Source organism: Vibrio sp. Y51_MX_L26, from assembly GCF_024181935.1.
Lineage (GTDB): Bacteria > Pseudomonadota > Gammaproteobacteria > Enterobacterales > Vibrionaceae > Vibrio > Vibrio diabolicus.
The window spans coordinates 452,450-478,566 of the sequence record NZ_JAMZAS010000002.1 but is presented as its reverse complement, the minus strand read 5'-3'; the positions used below and the strand labels follow the sequence as shown (position 1 = coordinate 478,566).

The following is a 26,117-nucleotide window of genomic DNA, read 5'->3' as shown; positions in this document are numbered from 1 at the left end:
GATGAGCGGCGACATTTCTCTCCTCTGTTTTCTTTTGCGCTGCATAAAACGCTACCTATTCATTGTTGTTTTCCTTCTACCCATAGATAGTCAAGTACTTGCTGCAGAGAGCTACGCCGTTTTCTCGTTTAATAGTGAGTTCTCGCCCCTAACCATCAATAAAGCGCGAAAGTTGTACAGAGGAAAAACGCAACTCTTACAAGGGCAGAGAATTGAGCTATCTGACTGGCCAGCGACATCAGCGGAGAGAGCGGAGTTCTATCGCTACCTTCTCAATAAAAACTTGGCGCAAATGAACGCGCACTGGGCGAGCTTGTCTTTTTCAGGCAAAGCGAGACCACCCAAAGTGATTGCAAACTCTAGCATTGATGCGCTGATCACGTGGATGCAAGAAAAGCCCAATCGGATTGGTTATGCCCCTGCTTCGAGCGTGCCTGGAAATGCTCGTATTTTGTGTGTGGTGAGCTCGGAGGATTAATATGAAAAAATATTTGACCATGTTATCACTGAGTGTTGTCGCCTTTCCGAGCTTAGCCACCATTGAGTTATCAGATCACCTGTCTTTGAGTGGTTTTGGTTCGACATCTTGGTCTAAGTCGGATAACTCCACAACGGTTCTCGTCAACCGCCTTATTCATGATGAAGCCTGCTACGATTGTGACACAACCTTCGGCCTGCAACTTGATTACTTTTACAAGGCATTTCGAGCATCCGCACAGATAGTCAAGCGTCCGCAAGATCATTGGAGCTCGCCCCAATTAGAGTGGGCATATTTAGCTTATACCTATAAAAATGTAGAGATACGTGGGGGACGATTGAGGCTGCCGCTGTTTTTGATGTCTGAGTATAATTATGTCGGTCACGCTTTTACCCAAGCTCGACCACCAAATGAAGTGTATGACAGCATATTAGGCATCACCGCTTACAATGGTTTATCCATTCGCTGGAATCACGACCTCAATGAGCAAATCATGCTTACTGCAATGCCGTTTATAGGGTTTAAAGACAGCAGTGATGTCACCCTCAACGAAGATACTGAACTGAAGATCGAATCAGACAACACAGCCGGAATAAACTTAACACTCAGCGGAAATGCCTACCGTTTGAACTTTTCTTATCTACATGGCGATTATGACCAAACTACGGTTCTCTCCAATACCAAGCAATCCACACCTGAAGGAGGAGCCATGTTAATTGACCGTTTGGTTCTAAAAGAAAAAGGCAACACGATTGACCAGTTTTCTCTAGGAGTAAGGTATGAGCTTGATAACGTTGTGATAATGGCGGAAGGACAAACCAGCAACATTTCCTCCTCTTGGTACACAACAACGAGTTACAACGTGAATAAATTGACCCCCTACATAGTTTACGGCCAGCAGTTTAATAGCAGTGATACAAAGAATGGGGACAGCTATCTGTTTGGGATGAGATACGACCTAGATTATAACGTGTCACTGAATGCTGAATGGCAAAAGTTTAACGCCCACAATAACGATACTGGCGCGTTTTCATCAATACCAGAAGATAACAGCGCCAATCTTTACACCCTGATATTAAATTTCGTTTTTTAACTTTTCTATACTGATACCGTATAAACCGTGGGAATTTACCTTTGTTATCGTTGATACATGTTGTGCGTGATTTGACGCTCTTTGTAATAGAATTCTTTGTCATGTTCGCCTATCTCTCGCAATACACGACACGGGTTCCCTACCGCAACAACATTACTTGGTATATCTTTCGTTACCACGCTACCAGCACCAATTACGCTGTTTTCTCCAATCTTGACGCCAGGCAATACCACTGAGTTAGCGCCGATCCATACATTAGCACCAATATGAATAGGGATATTGAATTGCGCAACTTCTCTTCTGAGCTCCGGTTCAACCGGATGGCCTGCCGTTGCTAGTGTCACATTGGGCCCAATCATGACACTATTGCCAATGTAGATATACGTATCATCGACTAGGGTTAAGTTAAAGTTTGCATACACGTTATCACCAACGTATGTATGCCTCCCCCAATTCGCCCGAAGCGGCGGCTCAAAATAGCAGTTGTCACCAACAGCGCCGAGCAAACGTCGTAATATTTCTGTACGCTTTTCAGATTCAGAAGGCCGAGTTTGGTTGTAATCGTAAAGAACTTCTAAACACTGTGTTTGCTGCTCGACTAACGCTTCATCATTACAAAAATATATTTGCTGACTATGAAGCATTGATTCACTATCCATAAAATCCTCCGTTCTATCTGCCCAGTAGCTTCAGGCTGCTGGAACACCTCGCGATACGAGTTCCTGTCAAGATTGGCTAACAGAATGCATGATGTCGTTTTTTGCAATAAGTTTAATGACATGCTTGCAAGGCCTAACGCAAAATACCGAATAACTTGAAAGAAATATGTGAATCAGACGAGTAAATAACACAAAGCTCGATGCAGAGTTAGCTTTGTTTATCTCGTTTCATTTTCAAGCGCTTTTCTTTACGTCGTAACGCTCGGAAAAACTTCGACTCCTCGTGATACCAGCCGATAACACTAACCGGGAAGCCCACTAGCATCATGATAAAAAGATCCGCGGGCAGCTGCTCCAAAATATCACTCAGGGAGTGCAGCTCACCAAAAATGAATAAACCAATGACTTTACCAAGCAATAGTGCGCAACAAATCATAAAAAAAGACTTCATGATGTAATGCCATTTGCCTTTTTTACGCTCTTCTCGCCAATAGGCATATTTATGTTGTCGGTCGTACATTCATCCCCCCAAGTGACAATGTCACTAGCCACAAACATTCAGGCAAAGTAACGGCTTTAGCTGCACTCTAATGATAGTGTGAATCAGAAGCGAATGCTTGTCATGGCAATGAGAAAGCGGCACATCATGCTGCGCATTTTACGACCTTATGGACGCTAGCATGATCGTGCAATACAGAGAGATATCAGCTTGTTAATTACGGAGTGAGTTAATGTTTTCGGAACACCCAAATTGGACCAATAAGAAGAAACTGCAAATCTTCGAAAAAAGACGGTTTCTTCCCTTCTATTTTGTGACCAATGAACTGCAAGATCCACAGGACACCGAATAGGAGCATCGAAATATGCAGTACGGGCAGCGCCAATACCTCCAAAGACCATATCAGGCCGATGCACGCTAATGTATACCCTAACATCATCATAAAGACGCTAAGAGACAAACGAAAATAGAAAACCCATACCGGTATGACAGCAATCCAGACCCAGTTAAACTCGAAACCCAAGATGGAGATTTGAGGAATTGACCAAATTAGACCGACCACAGATAGGTAAATACCCGGAACTGCGATTGTGTGAATCTTTTGGTTGATGGGGTTTTGATGGCTCTCCCCATATTCTTTTAGCCATTCAGATAATGCTCGCATATCATTCCTACTTTTCCGCCTACTTATTCTTATATAGCTTGAGGATGGAAAAGGTGCGAATTTTTCTGTAATAGCTATTACTGACCAAGCAATGCTCGTTGCACTTTTGGTAGTTTGGCAACGACGAGAGTATAAGAGCGTTCACATAAATCCTGAATCAATCCATCTTCCACATCACCATTAAAATAAACCGTTATCCAGTGACGCTTATTTAGGTGATAACCAGGAGTGATGTCCGTAAACTGCGATGTTAAGACTTCTCCATCTTCTGGTTTTACTTTTACGCTGACATACTCCCGACCGTTTCTCTCTGCAATAATCGCAAACATTTTACCTTTGATTTTGTATACAAGCGCTTCTGGCCCAAATGGGAAATCACTCTCCGCACACATAAAGGTACTTAAATAACCTTCTAACTCTTTGCTTCTCATTCCGTCCCACCCTTCCTGTATCTTTTACTCAAACAAAGGCAATAGTAGTCTTAACGCCTGGTTAACCTGCGCTTTCTCATTGCCTTCTAAACCATGTAGCAGCGATTGCTGAACGTCCACATGCTCTAAGATCAACTTGTCAATTAAGGTTAAGCCCTTTTCAGTTAACTCAACGGTGACACTGCGTCTATCTTCTTTACTGTGTGTTCTGGTAATAAAGCCTTTCTTCTCGAGTTTATCTAATCGGTTCGTCATCGCGCCCGAAGTGAGCATCATCGAATCAATTAGCGCTGAGGGAGTAAGGCAATATGGTGAACCTGCTCGGCGAAGTGTCGCCAACACATCAAATTCACCCATCTTAAGATCGTACTTCTTATGTAGGTCAGCGACCCGACACTCCATGTGCTTAGCAATTCGCATTAGCCGACCCATAATTGCCATCGGTTCAGTGTCGAGCTCTGGCTTCTCCTTAGCCCACTGCTCTACCACTCTATCAATTGCGTCCATGGTTTCTCTCCAAACGTCATTTAATTTTTATTTTAACATAAAGATACTTTACAAAAAGTAACCTTACCGATATCTTTACAATTAATTATCTCAACGTAAAGATATTTAACATGAATATTTTGCTTGCAATGATCCCGGCTTTTTTTTGGGGGACAACTTATGCTGTTACTCAGTTTACGCTTCCGGACTGGCCTCCCGTTTTACTTGGTGCGCTAAGAGCATTGCCTGCGGGTCTTTTGTTGCTCGCAATAAAGCCATCTTTCCCGAAAAAGAGTGAATGGAAAGTGCTGCTTGTTTTAGGAACTATCAACATCGCTTGCTTCTTTGGTCTCATTTTTGTCATGGCGTTGACGCTTCCTTCTGCGATCTCAGGTGTCGGTATGGTATCAGTGCCCGTTTTTGCGATGCTATTTGGCTGGGCAGTCTATAAGCGCCAGCCAAGCGCAATACAGGCAATAAGCGGAGCGACTTTGATTGCTTTGGCTTGGTTCTTATTTGATCCTAGCTCTATTTCGCTCAACCCTATGGGCTTGCTGGCGATGATCTCCGCCATCATGTGTATTGTGGTAGGCAGTAGCGTAACGAAGTCACTAGGAACGAAAATGCATTGGTGGACAGTATTAACATGGCAGCTCATTTTGGGTGGTGTGATTATGTCTGTCGCAACAAGCATGCTGGCAATAAACAATCCAGAGCCATACGTTACAGCCATTCAAAACTTATCAATGACGAACACCCTTGGGCTGCTGTGGGTGATCATTCTGAACACTGCATTAGGCTACGGCATGTATGTTTGGCTATTGCAGCGTATGTCGGTCGTTGACTTTACTTTTGGTGGTATTGCCAACCCCGTTGCGGGCATTGTGTCAGGTTTGCTGCTATTAGGTGAGACTTTCACCCCTCTCCAATACAGCTTGATGCTAGGGATGATTGTTATGTCATTGCTCCCTCAATTGATCGCTTCATTAAAAACCAAAAAAGCCGCCCTTTCTTCCTAAGTAAAATCCTAACGCCCGATGCTAAAATCGGGCGTTCATATTCTCTGTAAACTCCGTTTGAATTCTAAGACTTCAACAGGTGTTTTATCGAACAGTGAACCCAAAAAGGTTCAGTAATAAAAAAGGTGCCGAAAGACACCTTTAATAATGAATACGACCCATTGTGCCTTGCTTTAAGTCATCGCAAGGTTGTTAATAGGCTCTGGTTTAGCGTAGACATACCCTTGAATAAGGTAAATAGAATGCTGAGCCAAATACGCGACTTGAGCCTCGCTCTCTACACCTTCTGCAATCATCTCACATTCCGCTTTCTTTGCTGCCGAGACAATAGAATCCAACACTTTCAATTTTTGGTCATCAGAGCCTATTGGGTCGATGAACATCTTATCCACTTTCAAGCATCGGATACCCAGATCTTGCAAATAAGAAAAGCCGCCATACCCAGTCCCAAAATCGTCAATTTTGAACTTGTAGCCTTTATTCGTCAGATACAAAATCTCTTTTTTCGCTGCCTCTATATCTTTTACAGGAATTCGCTCGGTCAACTCAAAATGCACTCTCTTCGGACATGGCCAATTCAGTTCTGACAGTAACTTAGTGAGTTCACCTGACTCTAAATGGGAAGAAACAATATTGATGCTGACCCACACATGCTCAGGTAACACACTAAGATCTTGTATGATTTTACGAATAAGCTGATTCGTCATTGGGACAATCAGACCACTTTCTTCTGCAGCGCCGATGAACATGTTTGGCGGCACCATACCATCACGGCGAGACCACCGAATCAGTGCTTCATACCCCACTGTCGCACCATCACGGCTATCGACAATCGCTTGGTAGTAAGGGACAAATTCCGCATTATTAATCCCATTCTGGATCAAGCCTTTGATAGACTTTCTCAAGCTCTTACTGGACACATATACAAACGCAAAAGCCAGCCCCATAAGCACACTGACTAGGCCTCCCCATAGAAAGACTCTTTCCTGAGCATAGCTCTTCAGTTTCTCGCCACTGTGTATTTTGATGAGCATATTAGCTTGAGAATCAGCCGAGAAGAATAACTCCTTTGAAACTGCCGCTTCTTCTGCTGCAATGGCTGGTTTTCCTCGACTTATTGTTAAATCTCCAAATACAGGCTCATCATATATAAACTCGACGAACAAACAGTCTTCACAAGGCGTTTTGATCACTTCTTTAACCCAACTATTATCGAGAACCCAGACAACTTCGACATGTTCATTTTCATAAATGACCATCCACTCAACTTGATCTTGGTGTTCCGGTAAAATAAGTGATGCAAAAAAGTTTTCGCCAAGCTGAAATCGTTGCGCATTGGATAAATGAGATACTTCGCGACCAATCGTGGAGCATGTTTTACCGTCATTCGTTTCCATCGCAATAAAACGGATGTAACGATTATAAAAACGTGGGTCGCGTAATGTTCTAACATCACTATTACTGCACGTGAAATCTAACTGCGAAACCTGCTTTACAATCGCCTCATCCAAATACATGGATCGTTGGTGTAAATAATCGACATAGGTGTCTATTTTAGTCTCTTTGATATAGCTGATGTAAAAATTGGCTATTGAATTAAAAGTCACAACAAAAACTGCAATGGGAACTAGGCCAAGCAAAATGGCATTTCTTGTTATCTTTGTAATCAAAGTTCCTCCTAACGTTCAGCCAAACAACTTAAATTAAAGAGTGACATGAACACTATCTCACGTTTACACACCAAAAAGTGAGGATCGAATCTCAATAAGAAGTATAGAAGCGCAAGGCTTGCCACAGAAAAATGAGAGTACTGCTGCATATCCAAGATAGCAACTCTCTTGAGTGAGACTTACCGACGATAATCGCGAGAAAAGAGGGGCTTATGCTCAACATAACCAATGTATAGGACGACTTTTTGCCATCCAATGACTCACCACAGTCACTAACTTTCTAATTGACCTTTGAAGGCACTAGCAACACACTGCATGATAAAATAGGAAAAGCTACTTAGAGCTTTTTACCAGCATTACAGGCTTATCGACCAGGGAGGGTTATGAAATGAAATTAGCTCAATTAAATATTGCGCTTGCTAAATATCCTTTGGATGCACCAGAAATTAAAGATTTCGTAGATAATTTGGACTTAATTAATGGTATAGCTGAAGAAAGTGAAGGCTTTATCTGGCGTCTAAAAGACGACTCCGGTGATGCAACAAGCATTAAATTATTTGATGACCCGAACATGATTGTAAACATGTCTATTTGGGAAAGTACTGACTCACTTAAAAACTTTATGTTTCGTACCGGTCATAGAGATTTTATGCGCCGAAAAAGCGAATGGTTTCATCGTCTAGCGGAGGATAGCTATGTTCTGTGGTGGGTAGAAGACGGTTATATACCAACACCACAAGAAGCCTTGTTACGCCTTCAGCATTTGCGCGAAAACGGAGATACGCCATTTGCTTTCACATTTAAAACAAACTTTACAGAAGCAGATCTTGTGTAAAGTACACGTATGCCAAAGAATCGGCGTTCAAATTTACACTGACTATAAGGTTAATTGGTGTGAATCACTGTCAGTTCTACCGACTTACTCGGAAAGGCGGGCAAGTGAACGCATAAAATGCGTTCACTTGGTTTATCGTTAATAGGGTGTTCTATTTCAGAAATAAAGTTCATTCGTGCTAAATTTACGGTACCATGCACAATTGACCAAATTGTAGTTATTCATGATTATACCAACTAAGACTCCCTCTCCCCTGCCCTCTGATGTATCTTGCTCTAACTGTAAGGCTTGTTGTTGCCGTCTCGAGGTTATGATTATTTCTGATACTGGCGTACCTGAAGAGTTTATTGCGCGTGACCAGTATGGAGGCGAAACAATGATGCGGCTAAATGATGGTTGGTGTGCAGCTTTAGACAGAGACACATTAATGTGTACGATTTACGAAAATAGGCCTTGGATTTGCCGCGAATTCGAAATGGGCTCCAATGAATGTTTAGATGAGCGAGTTAAATTCTTGTAAAACCACTCAAATTTACACTGATGGCAATGCGGAGTATTTGTAGAGGGTGTGCAAAGGAAAAATAAGGTGTTTAAATCTGAGTATCAACAAATTATGGATACAAAAAAGCCCACCGTTTGGTGGGCTTTCTCTAAAATTTGGTGGGTCCGGGCGAACTCGAATCGCCGACCCCTACCATGTCAAGGTAGTACTCTAACCAACTGAGCTACGGACCCAAATTTTGTGTTCCTAACCATTCAATTCAGAATGGTGCGTCCGAGTGGACTCGAACCACCGACCCCCGCCATGTCAAGGCGATACTCTAACCAGCTGAGCTACGGACGCATTTCTCTGGAACGACGAGGATATTAGCTATAAGCGAACGACGGTGCAAGCACAAATTTACCAACTTTGAACCGTTTGGCGAAAATGTAAACTCAACACGCGTTTTCAGATGATTTTATCGACAAGGACTGAGCCTGCAGGGTTTAAAAGTGTGATCTATATAACTTTTATTATCTCACTTAATTGTCGTAAGGCACTTCACTGAGCATCCAAATCTGTAAGGTTTGCGATACATTAGGGCAAGTACCAAACAAAATCTGATATTTAGGTTTAAATGGTTCGCCGATATAGGTTGTACGGATCAACTCTCCTGTTTTGACGTCCACTTGAGTGCTCACCCTGCCTTTGAAGTTTTGAAATATGACAAACTGCTCACTGTGGTAAACCATTTGCTCTCGGTAAAACAAGAAATGATCTTGGGGTGTCTCCGTTAACTCACACTCCAGTGGTTTCAAATTAGGTATCGCACTAACATTAGATGCGATGAACAACGCTGACAAAATCCATCCGTATCGCATATGGCTGCCCTATTCTGCACTCTTTTTCAAAGTATAGGTCTTGCCTTGAGGACTGATACAAAAAAGGCTTTGATCATATCGAATCAAAGCCTCATCAGTTTTGCTGTTCAACTGTCGTCTTTAGTCGTCCGACTCAAACACCACATTGTAATTCTCGGTGTAAGTACAATTTGGTTGGCGGCTGCAAGTAAAGAAGCGTCGACCTTTGAATTCACCTTGGCTTGCGGTTTTAATGATCATCGGACTGCCACATTTTTTACAAAAGCGCACTTCTTTATCGGGCTCAATCAAATCAATGTGTGCTGCAAGCAAACGACGTAATCGCCCAACTTGATAACTGTGCTTTATCGAAGCGCCGATTAAAGGTAGGTTTGCCGTCTTACAAACATGGATCAGTAACTTTTGTCTTTCTACCTTGCCCTTGCTTAACTCTTGCCCGTTATCCAATTCAACGATCACACGCGGCTCTAGCGTCCTAGGATCACAAATAACGTAATCAAAATAACTTCGAGATATGCGATTGTTCGCGACAAAAAACTGCTTCTTATTTTTGATTTCTTTTGGCGTAACCAAACTGGACATGTTTACTTTCGCGAATACTACGGCATGCTCCCCTACCGCCGCTCTTAACGCATTATAGAACGCACCCTCTTGACCTCTGAGCAGAGGACCTTTCGAGCGATAAGGATAATCACGCGTGTCGTCGTGCTTAATCACGTACTTTTGAATAACAAAGAAGAATAAAACCAGAAGAACAACAATGATAAAAATGTTGGTCATAAATAAAGTGCATCCAAAACAACTCGTTGCTCAAAGCGTAAATGGAAATGCTATGCAGAGCAACAAAACCTCGCAATTTTGAGGAGCCACTACGATAGCGTGATACAGAAAATTTGACTCCCCAATAAAAACGAGCCAATCACACACTTGGATTGGCTCGTTTAAATTTTTGTTAATACATTATGATGCTAAGAATCAACTATTAGCGTCTGGCTGATTCTCTGGCATCGCATCAATAAAAGCAGGCATTTGATTGCATGACTGCACAACCGCGTTAATGGTTGGATAAAGAGAAGTATCTACACCAAAGCGTTGTGCGTTATAAAATTGTGGTACCAGACAAATATCGACAATAGATGGCGAGCTTGTCAGGCTAAACTTACAATCACCATTTAGTTTACGATGCTTCTGAAGTTTCTCTTCTAATGCTGCAAAACCTTTGTGGATCCAGTGATGAATCCAAGCGACTTTGCGCTCTGGCTCGCAAGCTAACTCCCCCTCTAAATACTGTAGAACTCTTAAGTTATTCAGAGGATGAATCTCCATTGCAATATCCTGAGCCAAAGCCAGTGCTTGATATCGAAGTGGTGTTTGCTCAGGGATCACAGTGACATCCGGATAGTGTTCTTCTAAGTATTGAATGATGGCCAGTGACTGGGTTAACTGAACCTCCCCATCCACCAGCACAGGAACCAGTTCAGAAGCGTTTAACTCATGGTACTCGTCACTGTGTTGTTCACCACCATTGCGCACCAAGTGTACCGATTTTGAATCATACGATAACTCTTTAAGATTCAAACAAATACGCACACGATACGCCGCTGAAGACCGCCAATACCCGTACAAAACCATGCTATCGCTCATATCGTCTCCCAACTGGCGCTCTTAATGCTTGAGATATTGGCTAACTTGTTGGTCAATCGAGCCAAAGATGTTGTTGCCATCCGCATCGAACATTTCCAGTTTGATTGAGTCGCCAAACGACATGAAGTTAGTCGACGGTTTACCATCACGAATGGTTTCAATCATGCGAACTTCCGCGATACATGAATAGCCAACGCCACCCTCCTCAATCGAAGTGCCATGTTCGGTGCCTTGCTTATTAGATACCGTGCCAGAACCTATAATCGCCCCAGCAGATAGCGGGCGCGTTTTAGTCGCATGAACAATTAAGTCTGCAAAATCAAACGTCATATCGATACCCGCATTTGGGCGACCAAACGGCTTGTGGTTGTATGTCGAGACCAGTGGTAAATGCACTTTGTTTTCGTACCACGCATCGCCTAGTTCGTCAGGTGTTACTGCCACAGGAGAAAACGCAGAAGAAGGTTTAGATTGGAAAAAACCAAACCCTTTAGCTAATTCTGCGGGAATTAGGCCACGCAGCGACACATCATTCACCAGCATGATCAAACGAATCGACTCCTGAGCCTCTGCAACACTTGCGCCCATTGGTACGTCACCAGTTACCACAGCAACTTCGCCTTCGAAATCAATACCCCATTCATCGCTGGCAAACTCGATGTTGTCACAAGGACCAATAAAGGCATCAGAGCCTCCTTGGTACATCAGCGGATCCGTCCAAAAACTCTCTGGCATTTCAGCGCCGCGAGCTTTTCGAACCAACTCAACGTGGTTTACGTAAGCACTGCCATCAGCCCACTGATAAGCGCGAGGAAGCGGCGACTCACAGTAGTGCGCTTCAAACTCTTCATACCCTGCAACCGTGCCATTGTTCAGTGCAACGTATAGCTCTTCCAGTTGCGGTGCTAGCGTATCCCAGTTATCAAGTGCCACCTGCATCGTCGGTGCTAAGTTCATGGGGTGGAAAATTTCTGTCGCAGGTACGCAGCGCGTTAAGTCTTTGCTCACGACCATCAACAAACCGTCACGAGTGCCATTTTTCTTGGTTGCTAATTTCATCCTTGCCTCTTACTTCTCTTGCCAGCTATAGACGTATTCTTTGTTTTCTACTTTTTCCAGCTCATCCGAAAACTGAAGTGCGTGACGCGTATCGATCATGACCGCAACTTCGTCGGTAAAAGTCTTCTTGTGCTCTCGCCCTGCTTTGAATGCTTTCGGGTGAGGACCATGCGTAAATCCTGCTGGATGGAATGTCACCATGCCTGCTTCAATGTTGTCACGACTAAAGAAGTCACCTGCATGGTAGAACAAGACTTCGTCATAGTCGTCATTGTTGTGGTAGAACGGTACTTTGAGCGCTCCGGGATCACTTTCAATCGGACGAGGAACAAAGGTGCACACCACAAATCCTGCTCCTACAAATGTAGTATGTGCAGAAGGCGGTAAGTGGTAACGATGTGACATAAGTGGACGAATATCACGCCAGTTCACTTTTACTACCGCCAGATCACCATGCCAGCCAATCGCATCCAACGGGTTGAATGGGTAAGTGATAACACTGACTTTATCGTGGCGTTTCACCTGAACCTGTGTTTGATTCTCAGAATATTGAGCACGGAACTGATCGTTGATCGACGGCGTTTCCAAAACCGCCGGATCAAACACCGCGTGGTTTCCAACCATGCCTTTTTCAGGCAATGTATAGGCCGCATCGGTGTTTTCGATCATCAGAATGAACATCGGCTCGCTTGGTTCTAAACGCCAGCTCGTTGAGCGTGGGATCATGACATAATCCCCTTCGCTCACTTTCAAATGACCATAGTCACAATACAGATCTGCCGTACCTTGGTGGATGAATAGCAGTTCGTCGCCATCCGCGTTTCTTACCAAGAAGTCCATTTTTTCATCCATACGCCAGACACGAACTTTACAATTCGCATTGTGTAATAGATGCGGGACTGCCCAAGGGGTAATATGGCTGGCTTTCTCGACTAGATTAAAATCGAACGCTCGTGGACGTAGCTCGCCCTCCCACTCAGACCATCCCGTTGGGGCATGTTGATGATGAAAATGTGTTGCGGGGCCAAAAAAACCACTTCGACCTGCCTCACGTTCATAAATTGCCTCTTCCGGGAAATCAGCATGCGCTTGTTTAGAGCACACTCCCTCCCGGTGAGGGAATGTGATCCATTTATGCATCGCTCAATACTCCTCGGCGAATTTGGTCTTCTTCTATCGATTCAAACAACGCTTTGAAGTTACCCTCGCCAAAGCCTTCATTGCCTTTACGTTGGATGATTTCGAAGAACACAGGGCCGATAACGGTTTGAGTAAAGATTTGTAGCAAGATGCCATCTTTCGTTGGCGCACCATCAATAAGAATCTGCAAATCACGAAGCTTGCTTACATCTTCACCATGGCCTTCAACACGCTGATCGACTTTCTCGTAATAAGTATCTGGCGTTGGCATAAAGTCCATGCCTCGCTCACGCAATGTTTTGACCGTTTCGTAGATATCGTCTGTGGTCAATGCGATATGTTGAATGCCTTCGCCATTGTATTCACGGATAAACTCTTCAATCTGTGATTTATCATCTGACGACTCATTGATAGGAATTCGAATTTTGCCGCAAGGTGCGGTCATCGCACGGCTGACAAGACCAGTCAGCTTACCTTCGATATCGAAATAACGAATTTCGCGGAAGTTACCAATGCGCTCATAGAAACCAGACCAGACATCCATGTTGCCTTGCTTAACGTTGTGCGTTAAGTGGTCGATTTCGTAAAGACCAACATTCGCTTTTGATAAACGCTCATCAGCATCATCATAAAAACGAAAATCGACATCATAAATGCTCTGCTTTCCATAACGATCGACAAAATAAAGCAAGCTTTCACCGATGCCATAAATAGCAGGAATGCTTAGCTCCATCGGCCCAATTTCCGTTTTATATTCTTTACCGCCATTCTCTAACGCATGCGCCAGAGCAACGGTAGCGTCTTTTACACGAAATGCCATGCCACAAACCGACGGACCGTGAACTTTGGCGAATCCCTCAGCTTGGCTATGCGGCTGCGCATTCACAATAAAGCTAATGTCACCTTGTCGATATAACCACGCTTCTTTTGAGCGATGCTTTGCGATTTCCGCAAAACCTAACGATATAAACAGATCTTTAAGCTGTTGAATGCCTTTGTTGTCAGCAGCGGTATATTCAACAAACTCAAATCCGTCTGTTCCTAGTGGGTTATATGCATCAACCATGACTTTCTCCTTGTCTCAGTAGCTTTTGTTTGGACTTATTTTTCTAACTTGGCGCAGGTCTTGAGAAATTGGAATACGTGGGGAGAAATCTTTACCTTGGCGATTTTTACGCATAATTGTAAAATATATGTTACACACAGGAGGCGCATCGAACCCACTTTCGTAAACATCAAACAAACGGCTTATTTTCAATATATTAGATTGATATTTTCGGCTTTACGCCAACACATAAAATGTAAAAAAGTTGTTACTTTGGCATTTTATCTTGGCAACGTAGCTCAAAAAGTAAAAGGGGATGGAAAGTCTATTGCACCCTATCTCTATCCGATTTATTCATTTGATCCTGCAAAACATCAAAAGTAATGTTTCGTGACGCTTCATACAGTTCGAAAGGCTCATCGGTCAGAATCGTGTCATGGATACTCCTTTATTGATTCACCTCAGTTTTATTCAAAAGTAACTGTGCCATAAGTGGTGCTCTGTTCCCTATCGAGCCGAGCCACAAGGCTTCACGCTCGATCAGAAAAAGAGACATCTAATGACACACATCAATCAAGAACGCTTAGTTGAACACTTTTGCCAACTAGTACGTATCGACAGCGAATCAAAAAACGAAAAACAAATTGCAGAAACACTGGCAGAACAGCTAGGCGAGCTAGGCTTTACCGTACGCAAACTTCCAGTACCTGAGCACATTTCTAACGGTTTTAACGTGTACGCCCGTTTAGACGGCAAAAAAGACGGCTCTATCCTAATGAGCTGTCATATGGATACGGTCACTCCAGGTATTGGCATTGAGCCAATCATCGAAGACGGCGTTATCCGTTCAAAAGGCAATACGATTCTTGGTGGCGATGATAAATCTGGTATTGCTGCCATCATGGAAGCCGTTCGTTGTATTCAAGCGGAAAACCTTGAGCACAAAACGTTAGAGCTTGCTTTCACCGTGTATGAAGAAGGCGGTTTATTCGGTTCACAATACTTCGATATGTCACACGTCACTTCAACGGAAGCAATCGTGTTAGATACGGGTGGTCCTATTGGCACTATTGTGACCGCAGCCCCAGGCCAGCAAAAAATCGTGGCAACAATCAAAGGTCGACCAGCACATGCAGGGCTTGCGCCAGAAGAAGGCATCAGTGCGATCATGGTGGCGGCAAATGCCATCAACCAAATGAAGCTGCTTCGCATCGACGAAGAAACGACAGCCAACATCGGTGTAGTGAATGGCGGTCAGGCCACAAACATTGTCATGCCTGAATTAAAAATCGTGGCAGAAGCACGCTCCCTGAATGGCAATAAACTAGATGCTCAGGTCAATCATATGATCTCAACATTAGAGTCTGTCTGTGAAAAACACGGTGCAGAAGTCGACATTGAATCTAGCCGAGCCTACGATGCATTTGTTATTGAAGAAAACCACCCACACGTTAGCGCTATAAAAGCGGCGTTTGCAGAGTTGGGAATTGAGGCTTTCACAAAAGGCACTGGCGGCGGTAGCGATGCTAACAACTTTAACAAGAAAGGTCTCACAACGGTCAATCTTTCAACTGGCATGGCAAAAGTACACACGACAGAAGAGTTTATCGCGGTAAGTGATATGGTCAAAATCACTGAGTTCGTAAAACATTTCCTAGTCAGTTAACGTCGTACCTTTTGAAGAACAGACGAACTACCCTCCCCTTTTAGCGCGCGCTTGAAGGGGATTTTTTATTTGCGCGAAACAAAGCCTACCCCGTAATGCGGACTTAGTGCTGGCTCCATATCAATCCCCCAGCTCACTTTTTGAGACCAAATAGCCCAACATTTGGCACCCTGTTACAACATTGTTAAAACTCGATTGTGTGGACAATTTATACAATATACATTTCTAGCATCTTTCAGGATGAAAAGAGTGAGACAAGGATGAAATTACCTAAGTTGCTTTTGTTAGCGTCGATGATGAGTCCAATACTGGCAACATCAAGCTATGCCGCGCCGTATCCCGCAGGTGTGACCCTCGATGAGACACAAGAAATTACGCTAAACAATGGGGCTGAAGTTACTTCTATTGACCCAGCCAAGCAAGCCGCAGAGCCCGCTTTTAATCTCGGTCGAGACCTGTTTGAAGGTCTGGTCATTCAAGATAAGCAAGGTAAAACCATTCCTGGTGTTGCTGAGTCTTGGTCAGTCAATGACAACAATACGGTTTATACCTTCCACTTACGTGATGCAAAATGGTCAAATGGCGAAACGGTCACTGCACAAGATTTTGTCTACAGCTGGCAACGCTTACTGAATCCAAGCACTGCTTCACCGTACGCTTGGTTTGCCGCCATTCCAAATATCGAAAACTCGCAAGCCATTATGAAGGGCGAATCCGATCCTGAGTCCTTGGGCGTGAAGGCGCTGGATGAAAAAACGTTCCAGGTAACACTCGAAGCGCCTATTCCCTTCTTTACGAAACTATTAAGTCATCCCGTGCTTGCACCCGTTCATAAAGCGACCGTAGAAAAACATGGCAACCGCTGGACCCAGCCTGAGCATATCGTTACAAATGGTGCGTTTACTGTCTCTGAATGGAAAGTTAACGAAAAAATGGTGATGGTTAAAAACCCACATTACTGGGACGCAAGCAATGTAGTGCTGGAAAAAGTCACCTGGCTACCAATTGGTGATGCAAACGTAGTGCTAAACCGCTACCTAGCTGGTGAGATAGACCAAGCGGTTTCCATTCCTGCCGCTCAGAAGAAAAAGTTAATTCAACAACGCCCGCAAGAAGTGGCAAGTACCAGTGCGTCTCTTGGCTCCACATTCTATTACCTCAACACTCAACAAGGGCCAACAAAAGACGTGCGGGTCCGTAAAGCCCTCTCATATGCCATTGACCGTCAACTGTTAACGAGTGCTATCTTGAGAAACGGTGGGGTTCCAATGTATACCCTTGTGCCACCTCAAACAGATGGTTTTCAATCTCACACTCCTGAGTTCGCAACTTGGAACCGTCATAAACGTATCGAAAAAGCGCAGCAATTACTGTCAGAAGCTGGATACGATAAAAGCAATCCGCTTAAGTTAACGTTTACCGTGCCAACTTTCTCGATGGACGTAAAAATGGCAACAACCATGGCAGGCATGTGGAAAAGCCGATTGGGTGCGCAAGTCACGATAAAACAGCTAGAACCGAAAGTGTTCTACGCACTTAAAGAGCCAACCGACATTACTCGCGGCGGCTGGACGGCCGACTACAATGAAGCCTCTACATGGTTGGATATCTTCGTTTCTAGTGGCGAGTACAACGATTCTCGTTATAACAACCCGCAATACGACGAGTTAATGGCTCGCTCAAAGACCATGAGCAATCCATCAGAACTGTATCTACAAGCAGAAAGCATGCTGATTGAAGACATGGCCATTATTCCTATTTATCGTCCGGGTAACGATCAATACCTCATCAAGCCTTATGTGGGCGGCTACGAACTGACAAACCCTGAGTCTTCGTATTACCGAAAGAATGTCTATGTGAAAGCCCACTAAAAGCATGTTTTCGGTCTGAGTCGGCAAGTTCAATGTTTACTTGTCGTTCCTCATATCTCTCGGTGGAGAAGGCAACCTGAGCTCAGACCATTTTTTATTCATAACCGTTCGAAGTGATTTCGGATGACCAAAGGATGATGGATCATGATTTGGTACATTGTTAAGCGATTAACTATCGCTATCCCCACGCTTCTATTCATCGCACTCGTATCATTTTGGCTGATGCACATTGCACCGGGGGGACCATTTGATATGGAACGGCCTATGCCAGAAGTGGTACGTGCGAATATCGAAGCAAAATTCCATTTGGACCAGCCCTTCCTTACTCAGTTTTGGATTTACATTGGTAATTTCATACAAGGAGATCTCGGTCCGAGCTTCGTTTATCAAGACTTCAGTGTTACACAGCTCGTCGCACAATCATGGCCAGTTTCAGCAGTATTAGGCGTACTCTCTTTTTGTATCTCCGTTCCACTTGGCATGTTACTTGGCACCATTGCGGCATTGAACCGAAATAGCCGCCTAGATTACGGCCTGATGACACTTTCGATGACTGGAGTTGTAGTTCCAGCGTTCGTGCTTGCTCCAGTTTTAGTCATGATTTTCGCTATTCAGCTTGGCTGGTTCCCTGCTGGTGGTTGGGAAGGAGGAAAACTGGCTTTTCTTGTTCTTCCCGTGCTCAGCCTGGCGATTGGCTCCATTGCGAGTATTGCACGCGTCATGCGTGGCGCAATGATTGAAACGCTCAACCAACCATACATTCGAACGGCAAAAGCCAAAGGTTTGTCCACAACCTACATTTTATTCCATCACGCTTTGCGACCATCCTTGATTCCCGTCGTTGCGATGCTCGGCCCTGCGTTTGTGTCTGTCGTGACTGGCTCGGTGATTATCGACATTTTCTTTGGTACAGGTGGCATGGGACAACACTTTGTGTCTGGGGCTCTCAACCGCGACTACGGCCTAGTAATGGGCATTACTCTGATTGTCGCTTCACTCACTATCTTCTTTAACCTTGTGGTCGACTTGCTATATACGATTATCGACCCTCGTATACGCGTTTAGGAGTCCGGCATGTTAACGATCAAAAAACTGGATACACAAGCTCTTCAAGATCAAGTCGTCGACAATATTGAAGCCGTCGAAGGTCGCAGTCTTTGGCAGGATGCATGGACTCGATTTCGTAAAAACAGAGCCGCGATGACATCAGTGTATGTTTTGGCGTTCATTACCTTATGCATCACCTTCGGCCCCTCTCTTGCCGCTTTTGGCCATGATGAAATTGACTGGGAAGTGCTCATCGATCCATACGAGCTAGGGAGACCTTCACTGAGCAGTGGTCATTACTTTGGTACTGATGACCTCGGGCAAGATGTCTTTGCTCGCACGATGCAAGGCGGCAGGCTCTCTATTTTGGTAGGTTTTGTTGGCGCCTTAGTAGCCGTTGTTATTGGTACGATTTGGGGAAGTATTTCCGGCTATCTTGGCGGCGTTGTCGATAGCGTAATGATGCGCATTATTGAGGTGCTCGATTCGGTGCCATTTATGTTTATGGTTATCCTGTTTGTTACCCTTTTTGGCAACAACATCTACCTGATTTTTATCGTGATCGGAATGGTATCTTGGTTAGGCATTGCCCGTGTTGTACGTGGTGTCACCTTCGGTCTCAAAAAGCGAGAATTCATCGAAGCCGCACACTCTATTGGGGTTTCTAAATTGACAATTGTCCGATGCCATGTTCTGCCTAATGTGCTTGGGATCGTGATGGTTTATTCCTCCTTAATGGTACCAGGATTCATTATGTTCGAATCGTTTTTAAGCTTCTTAGGGCTTGGTGTTCAACCACCGGATACAAGCTGGGGGATCCTGATTTCCGAAGGCGCAAAAACGATTGACGTTGCATTGTGGATGCTGCTTTTTCCCTCTCTGTTTTTAGTTGCCACCCTCTTTTGTTTTAACTTCATCGGCGATGGCTTGCGTGATGCTCTTGACCCGAAAGACCGATAAGGACAAACCCATGCTATCTATTGAAAACATGAACGTGCGCTTCGATACGCCAGATGGGCAAGTGCAAGCGGTCAGTAATCTCTCCTACTCGATTAAAGCAGGCGAAACTCTTGGGATTGTTGGAGAGTCAGGTTCGGGAAAAAGCCAGTCTGTCTTCGCGTTAATGGGGTTAACCGCGGATAACGGCGCCGTGTCTGGCAGCGCGATGTTCCACGATGATGATTTACTCGCGATGTCGAAAAAGCAGCTCAACCGCATCCGTGCAGAGAAAATCGGAATGATCTTTCAAGATCCGATGACGTCACTCAATCCATTCATGAAAATTGGCAAACAGCTTTGTGAAGTTCTCATGATTCATAAAGGAATGAGCCGAAAACAAGCAAAAATTGAATCGATTCACATGTTGGATGCGGTGCGTATTCCCTCTCCCGAAACTCGGATGAATCAATACCCTCACGAATTATCTGGCGGAATGCGTCAGCGAATCATGATAGCGATGGCATTGTTGTGTAAGCCAGAGTTGCTAATTGCAGACGAACCAACCACCGCGCTGGATGTGACCGTTCAGGCTCAAATTTTGACGCTATTACGAGACTTACAACAAGAGTTCAACACGGCTATTTTACTGATCACTCACGACATGGGCGTCGTCGCCGAGATGTGTGATCGCGTATTGGTCATGTATGGTGGTCAAAAAATGGAGCAATCCGATACCGAGACATTGTTCGCTCAACCTGCGCACCCCTATACTCAAGGCCTGCTAAAGGCTATTCCTTCTATCACTGAAGATATGCCACGTTTACCAACCATCCCAGGTAACCCACCAAGTGCGTTGATTAACCATAAAGGGTGTCCGTTTAGAGAGCGGTGCGAGCATCGAGAGACGCGTTGCCAATACGAAACCCCACGGTTTTCTCCATTAAACACGAGCCAGTCCATTGCCTGTCACGTTAACGCACCCAGTGTTATCACTCCTATTCAAATAAAAGCTTAAGGAGGCGTTATGAATAAAAAAGAAGTCCTCATGTCTGCTCGTGATTTAAACGTCCACTTTCCTGTGTCGCGCCACCTTATTCCAAGTCGACGTAAAATCGTGAAAGCGGTCAATGGTATCGACTTAGATGTTTATCGAGGCGAAACACTTGGCATTGTGGGGGAATCAGGCTGCGGAAAATCAACGCTTGCACGCGCCTTACTTCGCTTAATTGAACCTACACATGGCGAGTTGACTTGGAAAGGTCAAGACATGCGCGGGTTTAGTAAGAAAGAGCTTTCCTCTCGACGTAGAGAATTTCAGATGGTGTTTCAAGACCCATCCGCTTGTTTGAATCCGAGATTAACCATCTCAGAATGCATCGCCGAACCACTGCTCACCCACGAGCCACAACTTAAACGGGCAGAGGTAGAAAAGCGTGTCATCGCTATGATGGATAAAGTGGGTCTCTTGGCGAGCCAGCGAAACCGCTATCCACATGAATTTTCCGGAGGTCAATGCCAGCGTGTGGGCATTGCAAGAGCGTTAATTCTCAATCCAGATTTGGTCGTGTGTGATGAACCTGTTAGTGCGCTAGATGTATCCATACAAGCTCAGGTCATCAATCTTCTAGACGATCTTAAACAAGAAATGGGGTTAACACTGGTGATGATTGCGCACGACTTAAGCGTGGTGCGCCACATCAGCGACCGCGTTATGGTGATGTATCTTGGTAAACCTATGGAAGTAGGACGTTACGATAAAGTATTTGATGATGCTCAACACCCCTACACTAAAGCACTGTTATCTGCTGTCCCGATAGCTAATCCGCAATTAGCACGTGACCGTGAAATACAACTATTGCCCGGCGATCTTCCTTCTCCACTTAACCCACCGAGCGGTTGCGTTTTTCGTACTCGATGCCCAGAAGCCACAGAAGTATGCGGGCAACAGAACCCAATAAAAACAGGCTCGGAGCAGCATCATATCTATTGCTCAAATATGACTTTAGGAAACATTTAATGAACAATACTAACTCAGTAAACCAACGCCTTACGTTATTGCGTGAGGCAATGTCCTTTCACAACGTGTCTGCATATATCGTGACCAACAATGACCCACATAACAGTGAATACTCAGCGGATCATTGGTTAGCGCGAAGCTGGATTTCAGGTTTTACCGGTTCTGCAGGCGATGTCGTCATTACCCAACAAGGTGGTGGCCTGTGGACTGATGGTCGTTACTATATTCAAGCTGAAGAACAGTTACACGGCACAGGACTTGAACTGTTTAAAGCCAAACAACCAGAAACGCCGACAATTGCCAAATGGCTAGCTACCACGCTCCCAGAAAACAGTATTGTAGCGGTTGACGGGCGCGCCATCAGTTACGCTTTTTATCAAGGCCTCAAACATGCCTTTGAAGCGAAAAACATTAAGATCATTCTCGACCTGGATTTACTCGCACCGATTTGGCTTGAAAGACCACTTCGCCCAAGTACACCCGTATTCGAGCATCCCACCGCTTTTGCTGGCGTTGACACAGAAAATAAGTTAGCGAGAATCCGTTCTTGGTTAACCAAGAACCAAGTAGATAGCTTATTAGTGTCAACGCTAGATGATGTCATGTGGACAATGAATATTCGAGGTGGTGATACTAATTACTGCCCAGTTTCTGAAGCCTATCTAATCGTAGAGCAATCACTTGCGACACTGTTTATTGATAAAGCCAAACTGCCTCAAGACGTTGAAAGAGCGCTGACCGAGCAGAGTGTACACATTCGCCATTACAACTACGTAAGTCAGTATTTGAATCAGCAATGTGAGGGATTATCGCTCGCTTTTAACCCAACCCACACAGACAGCTTATTGGTGAGTTCGATTGAACAGAATGTGAATCTAAAGCCAATGGCTTGCCCTGTAACGGCAATGAAGGCCATAAAAAATGCGACCGAGCTAACTAGCCTAGAACAGGCATTAACAGATGATGGTGTGGCAATAGTAAGGTTTATGAACTGGCTCGAAGAGCAAGTTCCAAGCGGACTCGTTACAGAATTGTCTGCTGAGGCACAACTGAATCACTATCGCCGTCAAACCCGACATTATGTAAGTGACAGTTTCCGCACTATTGCAGGCTTCGCAGCTCACGGGGCAAAAATGCATTATGCCGCCGATGAAGAAAGCAATGCGGCGGTCAATGAAAGCAACTTCTTTCTCGTCGATTCTGGTGGTCAATACCTTGGCGGGACAACAGACATCACCCGTACTTTCCACTTCGGGTCACCGACCATTAAGCAGCGCAAAGATTATACCTTGGTGCTCAAAGCGGTCATCCGACTGACTCAGACTCGATTCATGAAAGGCTCTACGGGTGCCAATCTTGATATCATGGCGCGCGGCGTCTTATGGCAACATGGTATTGATTACAAGTGCGGCACTGGACACGGCGTGGGCATTTGCTTGAATGTTCACGAAGGCCCACAAAATTTCTCGCAAAGCCACCGCGAGGTTGAGCTAAAACCGGGTATGGTCATTACTAATGAACCAGGCGTGTATCGCGAAGGTGAGTACGGGGTAAGAATAGAGAACATTCTTAAAGTTGTAGAAGTAGAACAAAATGAGTTCGGCACGTTCTACGGTTTTGAGACCATCACTCTTGCTCCAATTGCGACCAACGCCCTTGATTTATCAATGCTAGATCAAGCAGAGCTAGACTGGCTCAATCATTACCATTCACGTGTCTATCAGGCGCTTAGCCCTTTTCTTGATGCGCAAGATAAAAACTGGCTGCAAAGCACAACCCAACTTATTGAGAAATAGGATATCAGCAAGTTTTATAACGTTTTCATTTTCATCTCAAACTCCTTGTTTGCCAGCCTTCGGGCTGGTTTTTTTTTATAGAGATAACGGCGTAAAAACAAAAACGCCCCGCGATGTTAGCGAGGCGCTCCACTTAGTTTAAATGACGTAGTTAAATTGCCCTACTGACGACACTTCTGAACATCAAAATCAACGACGATGGCGGCATTCTCAAAGTCACCAGAGACTTTAACGTAGCCCCAGTAGTTACTCTGATTTGACAACGTAATACACTCTCCATTACCAATATTATCTGACCACCCGTGAAGATTAGTATCATCCGGCCAACCGGAGTTACTGTATTCAAGCTTTAGGTTGCCCGTACCATTCCCCGTCGTTATCGCCAGGTTTGAGCTCTCATTCACCGCTGGTACGCTCAGCCAAATGGTTTGTTGATTTGCCAAGCAAACTGGTTCTCCTGCTGTTAAGCGCCCACCGCTTACTTTACTTTGCACCGCGCAGTCTTGTGGCAATGTGTCATTACCGCCCAACGCTGAGATAACAACAGTATGAGTGGCGGTTGCCGTCAAGCCTTCACTGTCTGTCACACTTAGGCTGACCGAATACTCCCCTTCACTCCCATATTGGTGCGTCGGCTTGGTTTGTGTACTTGTCGAGCTATCACCGAAGTCCCATAAGACGCTGACGATCTTCCCGTTTGGGTCTGCACTGTTTTCACTGCTAAATGTAATGCTTTCACCGACTTTCCCCTTGTTGTTTGCGGTTATGACTGCATTAGGTGCACCATTTGAGACAAGGGCTTGCTGCCACTGCTCAAACTCACTTTGATATAAATTCGCCCATTGGGTGATCGTTGCTTTGTAATTGCTCCAATTCCCTTGGCGTGTTTCCACCAGCATTTGGTTTACGTCATCTTTATGATTTTCAAACATAAAACGTACAGCTAAGTACCCCCAACGATAAATTCGATCGACATCAAACCCATCATAAGTAGTCTCGAAAATCTCACTTAAGGTATACGTCGAGCCGTCTAAAATCGTCTCAAGTGCTGCTTGGTTGTCATTTTCTTGAGCGACATACTCTGCAATGCCTTCACTCCACCACACTATTTTTTCAGTTGGATGACTAAACCCTCCATAGAGATCAAATCGACCATCTAAGTAATGCACGTATTCGTGCTCTAGGTTCCAGACAAAGTGATCCGCGTTCGCATAAGAGGCTTCATAAGCAATAAAGTTGGGAATATTCCCCGGCTGGGAAGGGGCGCCCTCCAAATACATACCACCATTGTCAGTACTAATATCGAAAATTGGCCCTGCGTACTTACCATAATCGGTGCTTGAATCGAAGATATTGACTTGGAGCTGAGTATTGTGGTCATCTTTTACTGGCTGTTCACCAGTTTCTAATGACTGATGAAAGTAACCCTCTTCGTAGCCCATTTTAGAACATGCGGCCGCGTGTTGCTCTTGCGTCATATTCTGAGACAAAATTCGGATTGTCGGGCTACAAGTATAAGTTTGCGATAGCACCAAGCCTTTTAGCTCAGTTTCGAAATTACAAATTCCGAACTCACTACAATCTGCGTAATATGAGGCGGTGTCCGCCGCCGCAAGCCAAACCGCGTCACCCCGACCATACATTTCATACTGTTCAAAGATTCGACTCAGCTGACTCTTCACCACAGAACTCGCGTTACCCGTATACTTGGTCAGACGCCCGAGCTCTCGCCCTGCATTCGCGGCCATAAACTCATCTTCAGCACCGATTGATGACGCCCTTAGAGCAAAATCGCCTAAAGCTTTGGCAAGGTCTGTTTGGTTACCAATTACTTGCACAAATTGCTCGTTCCACTGCCCACCAAACAAAATAGTGAAAACACCATTAACCGCATTGCGCATATACCAGTGCTGGGCGTATTGATCATTCCAACGAGTAAGCCACTGGGTCACTTGTGGTAAGTACGCGTGCTGCAAGCCCGCACTATCCATAGTGATGATGACTTCACTAAGCACTTTGCCGTGACGATCGCTGTTCTCGTAGAAGTTTGCGTTGTTAACAAACGCATCCACTGATTCTTTCACCGCTGGTGTGACCCATTCAATAAATGAGATGTTGTCATTGTAAAACTCGGCGTAATAACCCGCGCGCAAGTATAAGAACAACGTTTCGAGTTCATCGCTCCCGCCACCTGTATACCCCTTCGCCAATGTCGTAGTACGCTTCGCAATGTTGTACATATGATCGGAGCTAAATACCGACTCCTGAATCCGACTTTCAGCAGAGAATAACTGGTTCACGCACGTCGCGCCCTGACTTAAAATTTCGCTGATCAATTGGTTACTGCTTTCGGTAACCAATGCTTCCAAATCACAAGCAGTGCTCGACTCATCAAGGCTTTCAAGTGACTGTACTCGAGTTGCCTTGGAGGGCTGAATAGGGAGAGTTGCGGTTGGTTGGTATTCAACTCGATTGGATTCAACACCGTGTGTATGAGCCGAATGTGCATGTTGCTCTGTAACTTGAGAAACTGGCTCGCTTAACGCAAATACGCCAGTGCTGGTTAATGTTGTCGCAATCGCGACACTCAAAGTCTTCAGTTCCATCTAATTTCTTCTATATTGAGTTTTCCTTAGATGCATTACGTCTTTTGCATCGCCACTGCCCTTATTACTGCAAGAGCATCTCCATATAATC

The 26,117-nt window shown here is 44.7% G+C and carries 25 protein-coding genes and 2 tRNA genes; 12 read left to right on the top strand and 15 right to left on the bottom strand.

Annotated features, from left to right (window positions below):
• The first annotated feature begins 1 nt into the window (after position 1).
• Positions 2 to 478, top strand: a complete 477-nt coding sequence (locus tag NL645_RS08305) for a hypothetical protein (RefSeq protein WP_005393443.1) — start codon at positions 2 to 4, stop codon at positions 476 to 478.
• 1 nt (position 479) lies between these two features.
• Positions 480 to 1,571 carry an outer membrane protein gene (locus NL645_RS08300; RefSeq protein WP_253651548.1) on the top strand — a complete coding sequence of 364 codons (1,092 nt, stop codon included), beginning with the start codon at positions 480 to 482 and terminating at the stop codon, positions 1,569 to 1,571.
• A gap of 44 nt (positions 1,572 to 1,615) precedes the next feature.
• Here NL645_RS08300 and NL645_RS08295 read toward each other — a convergent pair whose 3' ends face one another.
• The 5 genes from NL645_RS08295 to NL645_RS08275 form a co-directional block, all read right to left on the bottom strand.
• Positions 1,616 to 2,230 (bottom strand): sugar O-acetyltransferase, encoded by a 615-nt coding sequence (locus NL645_RS08295; protein ID WP_253651547.1) that lies wholly within the window; start codon positions 2,228 to 2,230, stop codon positions 1,616 to 1,618.
• Between the two features lie 208 nt (positions 2,231 to 2,438).
• A complete protein-coding gene (locus NL645_RS08290; protein ID WP_046874879.1) occupies positions 2,439 to 2,750 on the bottom strand; it encodes a hypothetical protein in 312 nt (103 codons plus the stop codon).
• 208 nt (positions 2,751 to 2,958) lie between these two features.
• Complete coding sequence (locus NL645_RS08285) at positions 2,959 to 3,393, bottom strand: DUF962 domain-containing protein (protein WP_012841889.1); 435 nt, start codon at positions 3,391 to 3,393, stop codon at positions 2,959 to 2,961.
• Positions 3,394 to 3,470: 77 nt separating this feature from the next.
• Positions 3,471 to 3,824 carry an MmcQ/YjbR family DNA-binding protein gene (locus tag NL645_RS08280; protein ID WP_005393450.1) on the bottom strand — a complete coding sequence of 118 codons (354 nt, stop codon included), beginning with the start codon at positions 3,822 to 3,824 and terminating at the stop codon, positions 3,471 to 3,473.
• Positions 3,825 to 3,848: 24 nt separating this feature from the next.
• On the bottom strand, positions 3,849 to 4,331 hold the full coding sequence (locus NL645_RS08275) for a MarR family winged helix-turn-helix transcriptional regulator (RefSeq protein ID WP_005393451.1): 483 nt from the start codon (positions 4,329 to 4,331) through the stop codon (positions 3,849 to 3,851).
• Between the two features lie 110 nt (positions 4,332 to 4,441).
• Here NL645_RS08275 and NL645_RS08270 point away from each other — a divergent pair, with 110 nt between their 5' ends.
• The gene (locus tag NL645_RS08270; protein ID WP_170891379.1) at positions 4,442 to 5,329 is read left to right on the top strand and encodes a DMT family transporter; all 888 of its coding nucleotides are present in this window, start codon (positions 4,442 to 4,444) and stop codon (positions 5,327 to 5,329) included.
• A 173-nt stretch (positions 5,330 to 5,502) separates the two neighbouring features.
• On the opposite strand, the gene NL645_RS08265 is transcribed toward NL645_RS08270, so the two are convergent.
• Positions 5,503 to 6,999, bottom strand: a complete 1,497-nt coding sequence (locus NL645_RS08265; protein WP_253651546.1) for an EAL domain-containing protein — start codon at positions 6,997 to 6,999, stop codon at positions 5,503 to 5,505.
• A 388-nt stretch (positions 7,000 to 7,387) separates the two neighbouring features.
• Between NL645_RS08265 and NL645_RS08260 the strand changes: the two genes are divergently transcribed.
• Together NL645_RS08260 and NL645_RS08255 are read left to right on the top strand one after the other, a co-directional pair.
• Positions 7,388 to 7,834, top strand: a complete 447-nt coding sequence (locus tag NL645_RS08260; RefSeq protein ID WP_005393454.1) for a DUF3291 domain-containing protein — start codon at positions 7,388 to 7,390, stop codon at positions 7,832 to 7,834.
• 223 nt (positions 7,835 to 8,057) lie between these two features.
• Entirely contained in the window at positions 8,058 to 8,354 is a 297-nt protein-coding gene (locus NL645_RS08255; protein WP_074191235.1) for a YkgJ family cysteine cluster protein, read from the top strand.
• 138 nt (positions 8,355 to 8,492) lie between these two features.
• Here NL645_RS08255 and NL645_RS08250 read toward each other — a convergent pair.
• From NL645_RS08250 to hppD, 8 genes are all read right to left on the bottom strand, one after another.
• Positions 8,493 to 8,569 (bottom strand) — tRNA-Val (locus NL645_RS08250).
• Positions 8,570 to 8,601: 32 nt separating this feature from the next.
• A tRNA-Val gene (locus tag NL645_RS08245) sits at positions 8,602 to 8,678 on the bottom strand.
• Positions 8,679 to 8,857: 179 nt separating this feature from the next.
• Positions 8,858 to 9,196, bottom strand: coding sequence for a hypothetical protein (locus NL645_RS08240; RefSeq protein ID WP_046874875.1), 339 nt, complete (start codon positions 9,194 to 9,196; stop codon positions 8,858 to 8,860).
• Between the two features lie 120 nt (positions 9,197 to 9,316).
• A complete protein-coding gene (locus NL645_RS08235) occupies positions 9,317 to 9,976 on the bottom strand; it encodes a DUF2726 domain-containing protein (protein WP_046874874.1) in 660 nt (219 codons plus the stop codon).
• A gap of 195 nt (positions 9,977 to 10,171) precedes the next feature.
• Entirely contained in the window at positions 10,172 to 10,840 is a 669-nt protein-coding gene (maiA, locus tag NL645_RS08230) for a maleylacetoacetate isomerase (protein ID WP_182018882.1), read from the bottom strand.
• A gap of 21 nt (positions 10,841 to 10,861) precedes the next feature.
• Positions 10,862 to 11,899, bottom strand: a complete 1,038-nt coding sequence (locus NL645_RS08225; protein WP_065646799.1) for a fumarylacetoacetate hydrolase family protein — start codon at positions 11,897 to 11,899, stop codon at positions 10,862 to 10,864.
• Between the two features lie 9 nt (positions 11,900 to 11,908).
• Positions 11,909 to 13,039 (bottom strand): homogentisate 1,2-dioxygenase, encoded by a 1,131-nt coding sequence (locus NL645_RS08220; protein WP_005388948.1) that lies wholly within the window; start codon positions 13,037 to 13,039, stop codon positions 11,909 to 11,911.
• Positions 13,032 to 14,105 (bottom strand): 4-hydroxyphenylpyruvate dioxygenase, encoded by a 1,074-nt coding sequence (gene hppD / locus NL645_RS08215; protein ID WP_005377835.1) that lies wholly within the window; start codon positions 14,103 to 14,105, stop codon positions 13,032 to 13,034. Before hppD ends, NL645_RS08220 begins: the two co-directional genes overlap by 8 nt.
• A 538-nt stretch (positions 14,106 to 14,643) precedes the next feature.
• On the opposite strand from hppD, the gene NL645_RS08210 reads away from it, so the two are divergent.
• From NL645_RS08210 to NL645_RS08180, 7 genes are all read left to right on the top strand, one after another.
• Positions 14,644 to 15,750, top strand: a complete 1,107-nt coding sequence (locus NL645_RS08210; protein ID WP_253651545.1) for a M20/M25/M40 family metallo-hydrolase — start codon at positions 14,644 to 14,646, stop codon at positions 15,748 to 15,750.
• A gap of 260 nt (positions 15,751 to 16,010) precedes the next feature.
• Complete coding sequence (locus tag NL645_RS08205) at positions 16,011 to 17,621, top strand: peptide ABC transporter substrate-binding protein (RefSeq protein ID WP_253651544.1); 1,611 nt, start codon at positions 16,011 to 16,013, stop codon at positions 17,619 to 17,621.
• Between the two features lie 144 nt (positions 17,622 to 17,765).
• Complete coding sequence (oppB, locus tag NL645_RS08200) at positions 17,766 to 18,686, top strand: oligopeptide ABC transporter permease OppB (protein WP_006741624.1); 921 nt, start codon at positions 17,766 to 17,768, stop codon at positions 18,684 to 18,686.
• A 9-nt stretch (positions 18,687 to 18,695) separates the two neighbouring features.
• Positions 18,696 to 19,628: an ABC transporter permease subunit gene (locus NL645_RS08195; RefSeq protein WP_253651543.1), complete on the top strand. Its 933-nt coding sequence runs from the start codon at positions 18,696 to 18,698 to the stop codon at positions 19,626 to 19,628.
• 10 nt (positions 19,629 to 19,638) lie between these two features.
• Complete coding sequence (locus NL645_RS08190; protein ID WP_253651542.1) at positions 19,639 to 20,622, top strand: ABC transporter ATP-binding protein; 984 nt, start codon at positions 19,639 to 19,641, stop codon at positions 20,620 to 20,622.
• A gap of 9 nt (positions 20,623 to 20,631) precedes the next feature.
• The gene (locus NL645_RS08185; RefSeq protein WP_253651541.1) at positions 20,632 to 21,624 is read left to right on the top strand and encodes an ABC transporter ATP-binding protein; all 993 of its coding nucleotides are present in this window, start codon (positions 20,632 to 20,634) and stop codon (positions 21,622 to 21,624) included.
• Positions 21,624 to 23,420, top strand: a complete 1,797-nt coding sequence (locus NL645_RS08180) for an aminopeptidase P family protein (protein ID WP_253651540.1) — start codon at positions 21,624 to 21,626, stop codon at positions 23,418 to 23,420. Before NL645_RS08185 ends, NL645_RS08180 begins: the two co-directional genes overlap by 1 nt.
• Positions 23,421 to 23,581: 161 nt before the next feature.
• On the opposite strand, the gene NL645_RS08175 is transcribed toward NL645_RS08180, so the two are convergent.
• Complete coding sequence (locus tag NL645_RS08175) at positions 23,582 to 26,026, bottom strand: collagenase (RefSeq protein ID WP_253651539.1); 2,445 nt, start codon at positions 26,024 to 26,026, stop codon at positions 23,582 to 23,584.
• Between the last annotated feature and the right edge of the window lie 91 nt (positions 26,027 to 26,117).